This window comes from Marinobacter caseinilyticus (assembly GCF_011074955.1).
Taxonomy (GTDB): Bacteria; Pseudomonadota; Gammaproteobacteria; order Pseudomonadales; family Oleiphilaceae; genus Marinobacter; species Marinobacter caseinilyticus.
Genome location: NZ_WUQJ01000022.1, coordinates 47,186 through 61,545, shown reverse-complemented (window position 1 = coordinate 61,545; position 14,360 = coordinate 47,186). Strand labels below are relative to the sequence as shown.

Annotated in this window: 13 protein-coding genes; 10 read left to right on the top strand and 3 right to left on the bottom strand. The window is 58.4% G+C overall.

The window, feature by feature from the left end; all coding sequences use genetic code 11:
* Positions 1 to 31: 31 nt before the first annotated feature.
* From GRX64_RS11245 to GRX64_RS11235, 3 genes are all read left to right on the top strand, one after another.
* Positions 32 to 397: a TfoX/Sxy family protein gene (locus tag GRX64_RS11245; protein WP_166267211.1), complete on the top strand. Its 366-nt coding sequence runs from the start codon at positions 32 to 34 to the stop codon at positions 395 to 397.
* A 132-nt stretch (positions 398 to 529) separates the two neighbouring features.
* Positions 530 to 988, top strand: a complete 459-nt coding sequence (locus GRX64_RS11240; protein ID WP_235937643.1) for an MgtC/SapB family protein — start codon at positions 530 to 532, stop codon at positions 986 to 988.
* A gap of 115 nt (positions 989 to 1,103) precedes the next feature.
* Complete coding sequence (locus GRX64_RS11235; RefSeq protein WP_166267209.1) at positions 1,104 to 1,319, top strand: hypothetical protein; 216 nt, start codon at positions 1,104 to 1,106, stop codon at positions 1,317 to 1,319.
* Between the two features lie 85 nt (positions 1,320 to 1,404).
* On the opposite strand, the gene GRX64_RS11230 is transcribed toward GRX64_RS11235, so the two are convergent.
* Complete coding sequence (locus GRX64_RS11230) at positions 1,405 to 2,808, bottom strand: sodium-dependent transporter (RefSeq protein WP_166267207.1); 1,404 nt, start codon at positions 2,806 to 2,808, stop codon at positions 1,405 to 1,407.
* Between the two features lie 97 nt (positions 2,809 to 2,905).
* A complete protein-coding gene (locus GRX64_RS11225) occupies positions 2,906 to 3,967 on the bottom strand; it encodes a Glu/Leu/Phe/Val family dehydrogenase (RefSeq protein ID WP_166267205.1) in 1,062 nt (353 codons plus the stop codon).
* Between the two features lie 876 nt (positions 3,968 to 4,843).
* On the opposite strand from GRX64_RS11225, the gene GRX64_RS11220 reads away from it, so the two are divergent.
* The 7 genes from GRX64_RS11220 (at position 4,844) to GRX64_RS11190 (ending at position 13,789) form a co-directional block, all read left to right on the top strand.
* Positions 4,844 to 6,145 carry a DEAD/DEAH box helicase gene (locus GRX64_RS11220; RefSeq protein ID WP_166267203.1) on the top strand — a complete coding sequence of 434 codons (1,302 nt, stop codon included), beginning with the start codon at positions 4,844 to 4,846 and terminating at the stop codon, positions 6,143 to 6,145.
* Between the two features lie 270 nt (positions 6,146 to 6,415).
* Positions 6,416 to 7,234 (top strand): IclR family transcriptional regulator, encoded by an 819-nt coding sequence (locus GRX64_RS11215; protein ID WP_166267201.1) that lies wholly within the window; start codon positions 6,416 to 6,418, stop codon positions 7,232 to 7,234.
* Positions 7,235 to 7,870: 636 nt separating this feature from the next.
* Positions 7,871 to 9,028, top strand: coding sequence for a TAXI family TRAP transporter solute-binding subunit (locus tag GRX64_RS11210; protein ID WP_166267199.1), 1,158 nt, complete (start codon positions 7,871 to 7,873; stop codon positions 9,026 to 9,028).
* Positions 9,029 to 9,104: 76 nt separating this feature from the next.
* Positions 9,105 to 11,048: a TRAP transporter permease gene (locus GRX64_RS11205; protein WP_235937642.1), complete on the top strand. Its 1,944-nt coding sequence runs from the start codon at positions 9,105 to 9,107 to the stop codon at positions 11,046 to 11,048.
* A 27-nt stretch (positions 11,049 to 11,075) separates the two neighbouring features.
* Positions 11,076 to 11,759, top strand: coding sequence for a 3-oxoacid CoA-transferase subunit A (locus GRX64_RS11200; RefSeq protein ID WP_166267197.1), 684 nt, complete (start codon positions 11,076 to 11,078; stop codon positions 11,757 to 11,759).
* Positions 11,746 to 12,387 carry a 3-oxoacid CoA-transferase subunit B gene (locus tag GRX64_RS11195; protein WP_166267195.1) on the top strand — a complete coding sequence of 214 codons (642 nt, stop codon included), beginning with the start codon at positions 11,746 to 11,748 and terminating at the stop codon, positions 12,385 to 12,387. The genes GRX64_RS11200 and GRX64_RS11195 overlap by 14 nt, the downstream gene beginning before the upstream one ends.
* Before the next feature lie 22 nt (positions 12,388 to 12,409).
* The gene (locus tag GRX64_RS11190) at positions 12,410 to 13,789 is read left to right on the top strand and encodes a hypothetical protein (protein ID WP_345790076.1); all 1,380 of its coding nucleotides are present in this window, start codon (positions 12,410 to 12,412) and stop codon (positions 13,787 to 13,789) included.
* A 24-nt stretch (positions 13,790 to 13,813) separates the two neighbouring features.
* Here the strand turns inward: GRX64_RS11190 and GRX64_RS11185 are convergent, their stop codons facing one another.
* Positions 13,814 to 14,293 (bottom strand): winged helix-turn-helix transcriptional regulator, encoded by a 480-nt coding sequence (locus GRX64_RS11185; protein ID WP_166267193.1) that lies wholly within the window; start codon positions 14,291 to 14,293, stop codon positions 13,814 to 13,816.
* Positions 14,294 to 14,360: the final 67 nt, after the last annotated feature.

The window sequence follows — 14,360 nt, the reverse complement described above, 5'->3', positions numbered from 1 at the left end:
GCACAGTGTGACCATCAGGAGGAGGCGCCTCATGACGACCGAATACATGGACTATCTCACCGAGGTGTTTCGGGAGTTTGGCTACGTGACCGCGCGCCGTATGTTTGGCGGATATGGTGTCTATCATGACGGCCTGATGTTCGGCCTGGTCGCCGCGGATACGCTGTACCTGAAAGCGGACGCTGCCAATGTGGCCGAATTTGAGCAAGAAGGACTGCCCCCGTTTGAGTTTGAGCGCAACGGCAAGTTGATCGCGATGTCCTATTATCAAGCGCCGGACGCCATCATGGACGACCCGGAGCTGGCCGCCGAATGGGCCCAGCGGTCTTTCGACGCGGCCCGGCGGGCCAGGCAGGCGCCCGCAAAACGCTCCGCTAATTCTCCCACCCTCCGCTAACGGCCAGCATTGGCCAGGACATTGCCTGAGCGTGAGGCGTCGACTAACGTTAATGAGAGTGCATCGATGAACGTGCGACAGTGAGCGCGTCATGGCTCGGCCAGGGCCAGGCGGCCACCGGGAGGGCATTTTGTGGAAACCGATATTCCATTACTGGATATGCTGCTGCGCCTGTCGGTCGCCTCAGGTTTGGCGTTGCTGCTGGGGCTGGAGCGCGAGTTGCGTGGCAAACCCGCAGGCTTGCGGTCACACATGTTGGTGTCGTTGGGCGCGGCGGCGTTTATCATTATGGGTATGAGCATCCTGTTTGCCACCGCCGAGGGCGACCCGTCGGCGCGCATTGACCCGACCCGGGTCGTGCAGGGAATCATTGGCGGTATCGGATTCCTGGGCGCCGGTTGCATCATTCGCAGCGGTACCGATGTTCAGGGTATTACCACCGGGGCCTCAATATGGCTGGCGGGCGCCATTGGGGTGGCAGCGGGTATTAACAACTTTGCCCTGGCCGCCATGGTGACGGCTCTGGCTCTGGTGATTACCACGGTGTTGGGCCGCTTCGAACGTGATGTGATCCAGGAGGCCAAGGATTGACCGGGTGATGACTCATGGTCATCCGTTGTCGTGGAGCGCCGCGGCACAGGGTGTAATAGTGCTAGAGGGCGTAAATAGGGACTAAAGGGAGTAAACAGGGAAAAGGAGCATTCAGATGAAGGACTATATCAAATGGGCAAGCTGCGGCTTGGTGATACTGGTCGCCGGTTGCACCCACCAGGGCATGTACCCGTCGGCGCAAAACGGTCGGGAAATGAATTGCAGTGCCATCACCGACAGTGACGACCGGGCGCGTTGTTACGAGGATGCCCGCATGTCCCATCGGCCCGCCAGGACGGAACCGATGGATTCGAACGGGGGTGGCTACTAGTCCCCGCAGTCGATTAGCGAAATAGACTAAACGGATACCAGGGCCACCCACGCCTGGGTGGCCCTGGTAGCGGCGAAACCGGGCGTTACACCAGGTTGTAAATAAACACCACCGCGACCGCAACCGGGGTGAAATACCGCAGCGTGCGGTACCACATCGAGAAGCTTGCCGGTGCCAGGGCCAGCTCGTCCTCCAGTGCCTCGCGTGACATGAACCAACCCGCAAACACGGCCACCAACAAGCCACCCAGTGGTAGCAGAATATTGGCGGTGAGGAAGTCCAGCAGATCGAAAACGGTCTTGCCCTCAAACATGCTGAACATGCCCAGTGGTGCAAAATCGGACCACAGGTTGAGTGACAGAATCGACGCAATGCCCAACAGCCAGCAGGCGATACCAGCGGCCAGTGTGCTGACCGTGCGGTTCATGCCTTTTTGCTCTTCCAGCCACTCCACCAAAGGCTCCAGTAGCGAGATACCCGAGGTCCAGGCCGCAAAAATCAGCAAGACAAAGAACAGCGTGCCGAACAGGTTGCCCATGGGCATCTGACCGAACGCCAGCGGCAGGGTCTGGAAGATCAACCCGGGACCCGCGCCGGGCTCAAGACCGTTGGCAAACACGATGGGGAAAATAGCCAGCCCGGCCAGCAGAGCCACCACGGTGTCCATGACCGACACCGCCATTGAGGTCTTGGCAATGGAAATACCTTTCGGCAGGTAGGAGCCGTAAGCCATCATGATGCCCATGCCGAGACTGAGAGTGAAGAAGGCATGGCCCATGGCCACCAGCACACCGGCGGTGGTCAGCTTGGAGAAATCCGGCTGGAACAAAAACGCCACCGCCTCGCCAAAGTAGCCGGTGGTCATGGCGTAGCCCACCATGATGAGCAACAGGACAAACAGCGCCGGCATCAGGATAGTGACGGCCCGTTCCAGCCCTCCGCGCAGACCGCGGGCCACCACCAACATCACCAGGGCCATAAACACGGTATGCCACAGTAACAACTTACCGGGGCTGCCCAGCAAACCGGAGAAAATCGCCCCGATCTGGTCCGCCGACTGGCCAGTCAGCTGGCCCGTAGCCGTAGTGCCGACATAGGAAAGCGCCCAGCCGCCGATGACCGAATAAAACGACAGAATCAAAAAGCCGGCGAGCACGCCAACCGCCGCCAGCCAGCGCCAGGACGGTGACAGCTTGCCGCGCTTGGTTATGGCCCGCATGCTGTTGACGGGGCTGTGGCCACCCCGGCGACCAATCATCACTTCGGCCATCATGATCGGCAAGCCGACCGCGGCAATGCACAGCAGGTAGACCAGCACAAACGCACCGCCGCCATTTTCGCCGGTGATGTAGGGGAATTTCCAAATATTGCCAAGGCCAACTGCGGAGCCGGTGGCGGCCAGAATGAACGCGAATCGGGATGACCAGAGCCCGCGCGAGGCGGGTGTTTGGCCCATGACACCGCTGGCGGCGGATGATGCATTGCTCATTGCTTTCTCCTGCTTACTGTTTTTGTTGTGGGGTTGAGGTCGCCGGGGTCGCCAGTGACTTCCGTGATGGCCCCGTCAAATGCCAGGATCTCCGGCTTCAACGGGGGGCGTGCTTGAATCGTTCCTCCGCTAACCGGTTGGCAATCAATCCGGTGGGCAGGCCATCGCTGGCGGAGCGAGTGAAGATTTCTTCCAGCGTGTGGCCAATGCTTTCGACATGAGTGCGGACCGCCTCCGGGTCAGGCCCGTTGCGCTCGTAATACACGTCAATGATGCCGCCGGCGTTGATGACAAAATCCGGGACGTAGAGGATGCCACGCTGCCAGAGCGCTTGGTCATGGCTGGCATGGGCCAGCTGGTTGTTGGCGGCCCCGGCTACAATGGTGGTTTGCAGGCGCTGGATGGAGCGGTCATTTAACACCGCGCCCATGGCGCAGGGGGCAACCACATCGACAGGCAGGTACAGGATGTCGTCCGCGCTGGCGGGCATGGCGCCGAGTTCGTCCACGGCGCGGTCCATTTGCTCCTGATGGATGTCATAGACCCAGAGCTTGGCACCGGCGTCTTTCAGGTGCTCGGCGAGGCGGTAGCCAACGTTGCCAATACCTTGTATCGCCACCGTCAGGCCGTCCAGATCGCTACGCCCGAGTTTGTGTTTTACGGCGGCCTGAATACCCACAAAGGTGCCATAGGCTGTCGCAGGGGACGGATCGCCGTTGGACGGTTTGCCGTCGAACCCGGGGCGCTCGCAGACGCCGGCGACATGCGCGGTGTGGCGGCCCATCACTTTAAGGTCCGCAACACTGGTGCCGGAGTCTTCGGCGGCAATGTACAGGCCGCCCAGTTGGTCCAGGAATCGGCCCATGGCTTCCAGCAGAGCTTCGGTTTTGTGCTGGCGGGGATCCCCGATGATCACCGATTTGCCGCCGCCGAGGTTCAGGTTAGCGAGCGCGGACTTGTATGTCATGCCGCGGGATAAGCGCAGGACATCGCACAGGGCCTCTTCGTCGCTGGCGTACGGGAACATCCGGCAGCCGCCCAGAGCGGGGCCGCGAGAGGTATTGTGAACGGCGATAATGGCGCGAAGCCCCGTGTCGGGATCGCAGAAGAAACTCACATGTTCGTGGTTATCGAATTCGGGATGTGTAAAAACAGTCATGGATCGTTACCTTGTCAGGGCGCTGCCACCTCGGATCGCAACGCCAAATCATCAATGGAACAGCAGCGTTGGCGATGGCCCGGGGAGAATGCACCGGCAGACCTCGCGCCAATCACGGACGGAGCGCAGTGGGTCGCCCAAAAGGTAGTTCCGGAGATGGAATGATCTGCATTGTGTCGGCATGAAGATTCACTCTGGTGGCCGGCTCCGGTCTGATCGAAACGGCCATAAAATGGACGGTTTAGGCGCGCTTAATCGCTACAGATGGCCAGCAGCGTGCGCCTGAGGGCGAGTCTTGTAATGGAGTCAGTGCAAGAAGCACCGGGCGGTGCAGGGGGTGTTATAATGGGGGAGTGGGCGGCTCGGGCAGAGCAACCCCGATATTGGGAAGCTGTCAGTAATAACATACAGAAATCCTCTCCCAGATAGCCGGATCACGGCGTTTTGGGGTCATATTGTTGTTGTGTCACGGCGGGTAGCCGATGGACCGATTTCAGGGTGTCTGCGCCCTTTTGGGGCGTGACACTATCGAGATTAAAAGGGTTTGACGTTAACGTCAACGGTTAAAATCCGGGCAACGGTGGAAGGCTTCGGAAAGCGCCAATGGAACAGTACCCTGCGTGAGCAGACTGTGGGTTTAAAAAAGTAAATACCCGTACCCGGTCGTTATTTACACACGACTCTGTTAGAGTGGCGGTCTTCCTACCTTGAAGGATTTCGTCGAAACGTGCGTTAAGCAGACACGACGAACCCATCCAATACGACCTTTCAGAGGACGGCGCCGGCAACATCGCGCGACCGTAGTCGTTTTACATTCGATGACTTGTTCACGGTCTTTCCCCATTGTGCGGGCAAGAACCGCAAGAGATTAATACTATGGATTTTTCTTCACTCGGTTTGTCCGAGAAGCTGGTACGTGCGACTTCCGACCAGGGCTACTCCACACCATCACCCATTCAGGCTCAGGCCATACCCGCCGTGTTATCCGGCAAGGACGTGATGGCGGCGGCTCAAACCGGTACCGGTAAAACGGCGGGCTTTACTCTGCCATTGTTGCAGCGGCTGGCGGAAACCCAGCGCCAGGGCAAGGGTATTCGCGCCCTGATTCTTACCCCGACTCGTGAACTGGCAGCCCAGGTGGCGGCCAGTGTTGAGCTTTACAGCAAGTACATGCCAACGTCGTCCGCCGTGGTTTTCGGTGGCGTAAAAATTAACCCGCAGATCGCCAAATTGCGTCGCGGTGTTGACGTACTGGTGGCCACACCGGGCCGCCTGATGGACCTGCACCAGCAGGGTGCCGTTCGATTTGACGCCGTTGAGACCCTGGTGCTGGACGAAGCCGACCGCATGCTGGACATGGGCTTCATCCGCGACATTCGTAAAATCCTGGCGCTGCTGCCGGCCAAGCGCCAGAACCTGATGTTCTCGGCGACCTTCTCCGGCGATATCCGCAAGCTGGCGGAAGGCATGCTCAACAATCCGGTGTTGATTGAAGTGGCGACACGCAACGCAACGGCTGACAATGTTGACCAGACCGTTTACCCGGTCGACCAGAATCAGAAATCCGCGCTGCTCAGCCAGTTGGTCAGAAGCAATGACTGGCAGCAGGTCCTGGTCTTTACCCGTACCAAACACGGCGCTAACCGTCTGACCCAGAAACTGGAAAAAGATGGCATTACCGCCGCCGCGATCCACGGTAACAAGTCCCAGGGGGCCCGGACCCGTGCGCTGCACGAGTTCAAGCAGGGATCAGTCAGGGTTCTGGTTGCAACGGATATTGCTGCCCGTGGCCTCGACATCAAGCAATTGCCACAAGTGGTCAACTTCGAGCTGCCTAACGTGCCGGAAGACTATGTCCACCGTATTGGTCGAACCGGTCGTGCCGGTGAAAGCGGCCATGCGTTGTCACTGGTCAGCGCGGATGAGATCAAGTTGCTGTCCGGCATTGAGCGGTTGATTAAGAAAGATATTCCACGCAAGCAGATGGAAGGCTTTGAGCCCAGTGTGAGCTTGACGGCCAAACCACGCGGCGGCTCCGGTGCGCGTCCGAGCGGTGGCCGTGGTGGCCGGCCCGCAGGCCCAAGCCGCGGTCGCGGTGGTAACGGGGGCGGTAACAGTGGGGGCAACAACAGCACGCAGTCCCGTCGTCCTGCTACTCGGCGCCCAACAAGTGCCTGAGTGAGTGGCCAGACCCAGACCGCCGGTAGCTGCTGCCGGTGGTCTGGGGTGGCTGTTGGGTGCAGTCCCGAGGGTCCGCCTGGAAAGGCTTCATTCGTTTACAGACCCTCAAACTGCTTGAGTGTCTTCCTCGTTTTTTCACGTTCATTGATCCAATCTGCCGGCTTAAAAATTTCACTGACTGAGATAATATTATCGACATGCGGTAAAGTTTTGTTTATCGGTCCTATGTGTCCGATAAAACAGATCCTCTGAGTAGCGCATTTGATTATGGCCACTGACAAAAACCACACTGCAATACCCACTGGCGCAACCAGTACAACCCTAAGCAAGGCGTCGAAGCTACTGCGCACCGTTGCCAAAACGTTTCCGACCGGTGGCACCTTGTCTCGCATTGCCCGGGAAGTAGGCATGAACATAGCCACTACGCACCGGCTGTTATCGTCCCTGACCCACGAGGGATTGTTGACTTTTGACCCGTACGCCAAAACTTACCACGTGGGTTTTGAGTTGCTGCAGATTGCCGAATCGGCCCAAGCGGTGGCGCCAGATCTAAAATTGCGTCACCGAATGAGGCCGATGCTGGCAAATATTGCGCGGCGGACTGAGGAATCAACGTACCTTTCCATTCGGTCAAACCAGGATTCCGTCTGCATTGATCTGGCCGAGGGGACCTACCCGATAAGTGCCAACACGCTGATTGCCGGGGCGCGCCGACCACTGGGTGTCGGGGCGGGCGCGATGGCACTGCTTGCCGCTCTGCCGCTGGAGGAAGGCGACCTCATGGTCGTGCAAAACCAGGAGCGCTACGAGCGATACTCCGGCATTACCACAGCCGAGGTTGAGCAGGACCTGGTGGAGAGTCGGCGGCAGGGTTTTGCCTTCAACAATGGTCGTATCGTGCCAGAGGTCGCGGCGCTGGGTGTTGCGTTCAGAGTGCCGGACACCGGTCATTACGTTGCCATCAGTGTTGCCTCTGTCGTATCGCGCATGTATCCGGAGCGACGGCAGTTGATCGTAGAGATCATCCGGGACGAGATCCGCGACTGGATCTCTGGTTTGGAGTTCCGTCCACCCATTTATTCCTGATACCGCGGTGGATGATCAACCATCGTGATGAGGACGGGCCCCGTCGCTTATTTTAGGTACTTCGCGCGCTATCGGGAACGACGGCCATGTCCAGCAGCCAGGCCAGGCACCACAGCGATAGAGGGAGCCCTGTCGCTGACGTTTCGGCTTCGGAGGTTTCTAAGGGCGCCATTATGGGCGGCCTAAAGCTGAAGCGTTCCGAGGCAGTCAGCCGTTTACAGTGATCGAACATCAAGGCTGGGCTTTTATGTCAAGCCTGGGTGAGTTTTAATTTATCCCTTCCGCGCAGTACGCTCTATATTCCGCTCTGCAAACTACAATATCATTAATATAGCTTTCTGCTCTATGAGGATTTCCGTGGATTAATATTTATAATGCATTGTTTAGTATAGCTATAATTTTATTTTTTGAGTTAATTTTGGGACTGTTCTCGGATTTTCTGATTTAACATGTTCTCAACATACGATAAAAAAATATTTATATTTGAGAATAATTCATTGACGCTGGTGGGTGCTTCAGTCTAGTTTTGGGGGCCGTTGTCAGCTTGCAACCGGTTTTAGGCTGGATATCCCGCCGGAAGTCAGACCGGCAAGCAGACCTCCGAAATACAAAACAACAATTGATAGGAGAAACGCCATGTTTCGCCCCACCATTTCAGATCGTCCGCGGGTGACTGTCACCCTCGCCACGGCGTTTACCACAATGATGACGCTGGCTGCGATGCCGGTTAATGCCGAAACGGCTTTGCCCGATACCATGACCTGGTCGTCCTATGACGTTGGGTCTGCAGGTTATGCTGAAGCTTCTGCCATCGCCGATGCCTTCGGAAAAAAATACGGTACCCGGGTTCGTATCCAGCCATCGGGTTCCGCCATTGGCCGTTTGCAGCCACTGTTGAGCGAGCGCGCCGATTTCAGTTTTCTGGCCACGGAAACCTTTTTTGCAGCCGAAGGCATTCATGACTTCTCGACCCGCCGCTGGGGGCCGCAGGATCTGCGTGCTGTTGCCGGCCGGCCGTCGTCGTTCGGTATTTTCACCGCCGCCGACGCCAACATTCACAGCCTGAAAGAGCTGAAAGGCAAGCGCTTCGCCTACGTGGCCGGTAACCCGTCGATCAACGTCAAGTGCGATGCCTTCCTGGCGTTTGCCGGTCTGACCCGGGACGACGTTGAAGTGATCATGTTCCCTACCTACGCCAACACCATGAGCTCCCTGGCCCGCAATGAGGCGGATGCCTCCTGCACCACCACCACGCCGAGTCACGTGTATGAGCTGGCGGAATCGCCCCGTGGCATTCGTTGGCTTGAAGTGCCTGCCGACGATAAAGAAGGCTGGAAACGCCTGAAGGCCGTTGCGCCGTTCTTCCAGCCCTACACTGAAACGGTCGGTGCGGGCATCAGTGAAGAGAAACCGGTCGATATTCTGGCCTATCGCTATCCGGTCCTGACGGTGCGTGCCAATACCGATCCGGAGCTTGTCTACACCTTCATCAAGGCGCTGGACGAAACCTATGACATGTACAAAGACGCCACGGCGGTGATGCCACGCTGGCGCCTGTCGGAGGCCGGTACTCCGGCCATTGATGTGCCGTTCCATGTCGGTGCCATCCGGTATCTGAAAGAAAAAAGCATTTGGACGGACGAGCATCAGGCCTGGAACGAAACGCGCACCGAGCGATTGAACGCACTGCGGGAGGCCTGGCCGAACGCCGTGGCGGAGGCGGAAGGCAAAAGCGACGACGAGTTCTCGGCTATTTGGGAAAAGCATCGTACGAAAGCTCTGAATTCCCTGTGATTTTTAACTGAGTAAGTTCGAACCGGGAGCGCTCCACGCCTTCCGGTTCGGTTTCTTTTTCCAGAGTGTTCTCTATATGAAACCTGCATCAAACGCCCCTGCCGAACAGACCAATACGCCGGACGCCCCTTCCAGCCGTCTCCAGGGCTTTGCCTACTGGTGTGCCATGGGGCTGGGGACGCTTGGTCTGCTGATGGCAATCAACCAAACGTTCAATCTGAAAATATTGGGCTTCCAGCCGCTGGGCAACGCCTACCTCTATTACCTGATCGGTGTTTTTCTCGCGGCGGCCTTTCTGTGTTTTCCAGCCTGGTCCGGTGCCCGCCATCGGGTGTCGTGGTATGACTGGCCGCTGGCGCTGGCGGCCCTGGGTGCCTGTGGTTACCTGGGTTACCACGGTTTGATCATGATCCAGCTAGGCTGGGATTATATGGCACCAACCGAGGCGACGGCTGCCTCTGCGGTCTTGCTGGTATTGGTGCTGGAAGGGGTTCGGCGTTGTGGCGGTTGGCCGCTGCTCGGGGTCGCTGCGCTGTTCGGCACCTACCCACTGTACGCCGATTCAATGCCCGGTTTTCTCTGGGGCAATGAATACGGCCTGGCGGAAACCATCCGTGCGCATGTGATGGGCGTCGAAAGCATCATTGGTATTCCGATGCAGGTGGTGGCGCAACTGGTCATCGGGTTCGTGGTGTTTGGTGCGGCCTTGACCGTCACCGGTGGCGGTGAGTTTTTCATGCGTTTTTCCACGGCCCTCATGGGGGGCAGTCGCGGTGGTCCGGCCAAGGTGTCGGTGTTGTCCAGCGGTATTCTGGGCAGTCTGTCGGGCAGTGTGATCTCCAACATTTTGACCACCGGTCCAATCACCATCCCGACCATGAAGAAGACCGGTTATCCCGCCCATTATGCGGCCGCAATCGAGGCTTGCGCGTCTACCGGGGGCACTTTGATGCCACCGATCATGGGCGCGGTGGCTTTTATCATGGCGTCGTTTCTGGGGGTGCCGTACTCGGAAATCATTATTGCGGCGTTCCTGCCAGCGCTGCTGTTTTATCTGGCGTTACTGTTCCAGGTTGATAACTACGCGGCCAAGCGTGGCCTTAAGGGCATGCCCAAAGCCGATATACCGGACCTTAAAGAGACCCTAAAAGACGGTTGGCCGTATTTGCTCAGCCTGGTCATGCTGATCTATATGTTGCTGTTCATGAGGCTGGAGGCCTATGCGCCGTACTACGCCACGGTCGTGCTGTTAGGCATCTCAATGTTTAAGCGTCGGCACCGGCTCAATCTCAAGCGCGCACTGGCGTTTATCCGGGATCTGACGACCAGCGTCTCGAATCTGGTGGCCATTCTGGCCGGTATCGGCCTGGTGGTGGGTGGTCTGTCCTACACCGGTGTGGCTGGCGCTTTTTCCCGCGAGCTGTTGTTGTACGCCGACGGTAGTATCCCGTTAATGCTGGCGGCCGGCGCGGTGACCAGTTTTGTACTGGGCATGGGAATGACGGTCAGCGCCTGTTACATCTTCCTGTCAATCCTGCTGGCACCGGCGTTGGTCAACGCGGGCCTGAACCCCCTCGCCAGTCACTTGTTCATTCTGTACTGGGGCATGATGTCGTACATCACCCCACCGGTGGCCCTGGCGGCCATTACCGCTGCCGGCGTCGCCGGCGCCAACGCCAGTAAAACGGGTCTGTACGCCATGCGGCTGGGGGGCATTCTGTTTATCTTGCCGTTCCTGTTCGTGCTGAACCCGTCGCTGATCCTTCAGGGTGCCCTGAGCAATATTCTGGTGTCTGTGGTGACGGCCGTCACCGCGATCTGGCTGATGGCCTCCGCGATGGAGGGTTATCTCTACCGGGTGGGCATCCTGGTTTGGCCGCTGCGAGTGCTGGTCATGACCTCCGGTGTGGTGCTGATCTATCCCGACATCGTAACGGACGCCATCGGCTTCGGCCTGGTTGGCCTGATCTATGTGTGGCATCAATGGGTGCGCCGGCCGGTATCCCTGAAATCCAGTTAACCGCAACCAATGCGATGGTGAATAATTGTGATTAACAAAATCTGTGAGTCCCTGCGGGCCGCGGTCGCCGATATTGAAGACGGCAGTGTTGTGATGATCGGCGGCTTTGGTAACTCGGGCATTCCGATGCAACTGATCGAAGCGCTGCGCCTGCACGGTGCCCGTGAGCTGACCATTATTTCCAACAATGCCGGCACCGCCGAAGATGGCATTGCGTCATTATTACGGGACCGTCTGGTGCGCAAGATGGTGTGTTCGTTCCCACGCTCGTCCGGTTCGATCTGGTTTGAGCGCCTGTACGAAGAGGGCGAGATTGAGCTGGAATTGGTGCCGCAGGGCACCCTGGGTGAACGCATTCGCGCGGCTGGTGCCGGTTTGGGCGGCGTCTACACGCCAACCGGATACGGTACCCGGCTGGCCGACGGCAAAGAGACCAAGGTGATCAATGGCAAGGGCTATGTGCTCGAAACCGCCATGCCTGCCGATGTAGCACTCATCAAAGCAGACCGCGCCGACGCCTGGGGCAACCTGGTCTACAATACCGCCGGCCGCAACTTTAACCCCATTATGGCAACCGCCGCCCGCATCACGATCGCTGAAGTAAAGACCATTGTCAGGGTGGGGGACCTGGATCCGGAGTGCGTCGTCACGCCCGGCATTTTTGTCGATCGTGTCGTCGCGCAGGAGGTACAGAAACATGATGCGGCTTAGTACGGATGAGATGGCTCGACGGGTGGCCCAGGACATTCCCGACGGCGCCTACGTGAACCTCGGCATTGGTATGCCGACCTCGGTTGCGAACTATGTGTCTGATGACAAGCAGGTTATCTATCACAGCGAGAACGGTATTCTCGGCGTAGGGCCCGCTCCTGCGCCGGATAAGATTGACCCGGACCTGATCAATGCCGGCAAGCAGTACGTGACCCTGCTCAAAGGCGGCAGCTATTTCGACAACGCCGAATCCTTCGCGATGATGCGCGGTGGCCATCTGGACATTGCTGTGTTGGGCGCGTTCCAGGTTTCGGCCACCGGCGATCTGGCCAATTGGGCCACCAACAACGACAAGTTTCCACCGGCGGTTGGCGGAGCGATGGACCTGGCGGTTGGCGCCAAACAGCTGTTTGTGCTGATGCGCCACACCACCAAGACCGACGAGGCCAAGATTCTGGAGCAGTGTGAATACCCACTGACCGGAGCGGGCGTGGTCAAACGCATCTACACCGACCTGGCGGTTATCGATGTCACCGGTGAGGGTCTGCGGGTGCGGGAACTCTATGGCGACAATACCCTGGCTGAGGTTCAGGCATTGACGGCGGCGCCACTGCTACCACCGTTATAGGGAGACAGGTCTTGGTCACTGGATGGACAGACGTCATGCCGCGCCCGACTTCATGAGCCAGGACCGGGTGTCACGACTGCTTACGCTGCGTTCCGCGCTGGCCTATCTGGCTTTGTGTGCGGGGGTGCTGTCGTTCTTGCCGGGACTCGGGGTGGCGGGTGCGGCCGCGATCATCAGCGCCATCGTCCTGGGTTGGCGGGACCTTCGTCTGGTCGCGCGGCTTCTGTTCGGACTGCTCATGGTGATGACGGTCATTGCGATTGCGATTGAGCCAGCCGCGCTGATCGGCGCGGCCACCAGCATGACGCGCCTGACCGCACTCATCATCACCGTGATGTTGTTGTCCTCCATGCTGGGCAAATCCGGTGATCTGGGGGTGATTTCCAAGAGTCTGTTTGCCGGCTCGCCGTTAGCCCGCTACTACAGTGTGGCTTTTGGCACCGGGTTTTTGGCGATGCCGCTGAACTTTGGTTCCGTTGGTGTGGTATCGACCATGATTCGCGCTGAGATCGATCAACAGGGCGATTCCGCCACCACCCGCAACGCTTCCCGTGGAGCCTTGCGGGGCTTTGGTGCATCACCGATTTTTTCGCCGCTGTCAATCTCGGTGGTACTCACGGTGACCTTTGTCCCGGCGCTGCACAGTTTGCAACTGCTTGCGGTCAGCCTGCCGCTGGCGGTGGTCTACTTGCTGGCGGGGGCACTGTTTCTTGAGCGGGAACTTCCCGGGTCATCAGCGGCCGGAACGTCAGAGACCCGAACGACACTGGCCAGTCTGGCACCATGGCTTCGGTTTGCAGCGATCATCGGTGCTATCTGCGCGTCAACCTTTGTGCTCAGCGGGTTCTTTCAACTCAGCTATTCACGCGCCGTTACTTTGAGTTGCCTGGGGACGGTGGTGCTGGGGTTGGCGCATCGTCGACTGTACGGCGGTAAAATTACCCTGCCGTCGATGGCTCCCATGAGCAACGAGCTGGTTATTATGGGAGGGTCTGCATTCCTCGGAGTGTTGATCAGCACGTTTGCGACGCGTTGGCTGGGTGCAGATTTCAGTCTGCCGGGCTGGTCCTATCCGCTGGCGGCCTTTGTGGTGCCCTCGGTGTTTTTCATGGGCGGCATGATCGGGTTTAACCCAATTGTCATCGGTACCCTGATCGGTGGTGTGCTGGGGCCAATCTGGCCAATAGAAGCCGTGTTGGGGCTGGGCGTCGCGATGGTCTCCGGCTGGGGACTGACGACGGCGGGCACACCCTATTCGGCGAATTCGTTGTTGCTGGAACGACTGACGGGCTACAGCGCCCAAGTGGCTTCACTGCGCTGGAATATGGCGATGTCGATATGTTGTCTGGTGGCGTCCGGAGCGCTGGCCGCCACGATTACACTGGTGAAGGCCGGGCTTTGATCTGAAGGCAGGTCGGGGTCGCCGTTAACCGGTTTTGTTATCGGTTTTCCTGGTGTCGGATTCAGTGTGCTCGGGCAGAAATACTTCACGCACGGTCAGCGGATTGCCGTCGGCATCTTCCACCGACATCGGGGCAATCGGTCGGCCAGTCTTGCGGTCTCGTAGGTTCAACGGGGCACCGTCCGGAGCGGGGTTCCATTTATCACCCCATTGCCGCAGGGCAATCACCACTGGAAACAGTTCGCGGCCCTTGTCGGTCAGACGATATTCCTGACGGGAGCCGTGTTCCCCTACTTCCACTTTGCGCAGAACCTGATTGTCCACCAGTCGCGACAAACGGTCACACAGGATATTGCGCGCGATGCCAAGTTCCTGCTGAAAGTCCACGAACCGGCGGGTGCCGTACATGGCTTGCAGCACAATCAGCAGCGACCACCAGTCCCCCACTTCATTGAGGGCGCGGGCGACGGAGCATTGGGAATCATCGAAACGTTTTCTGGCCATGATCGGGAGTGTACCTAATAGGGTTGCATTTTAAAACCAGATTCAATATGGTTGCTTCACGAAACCA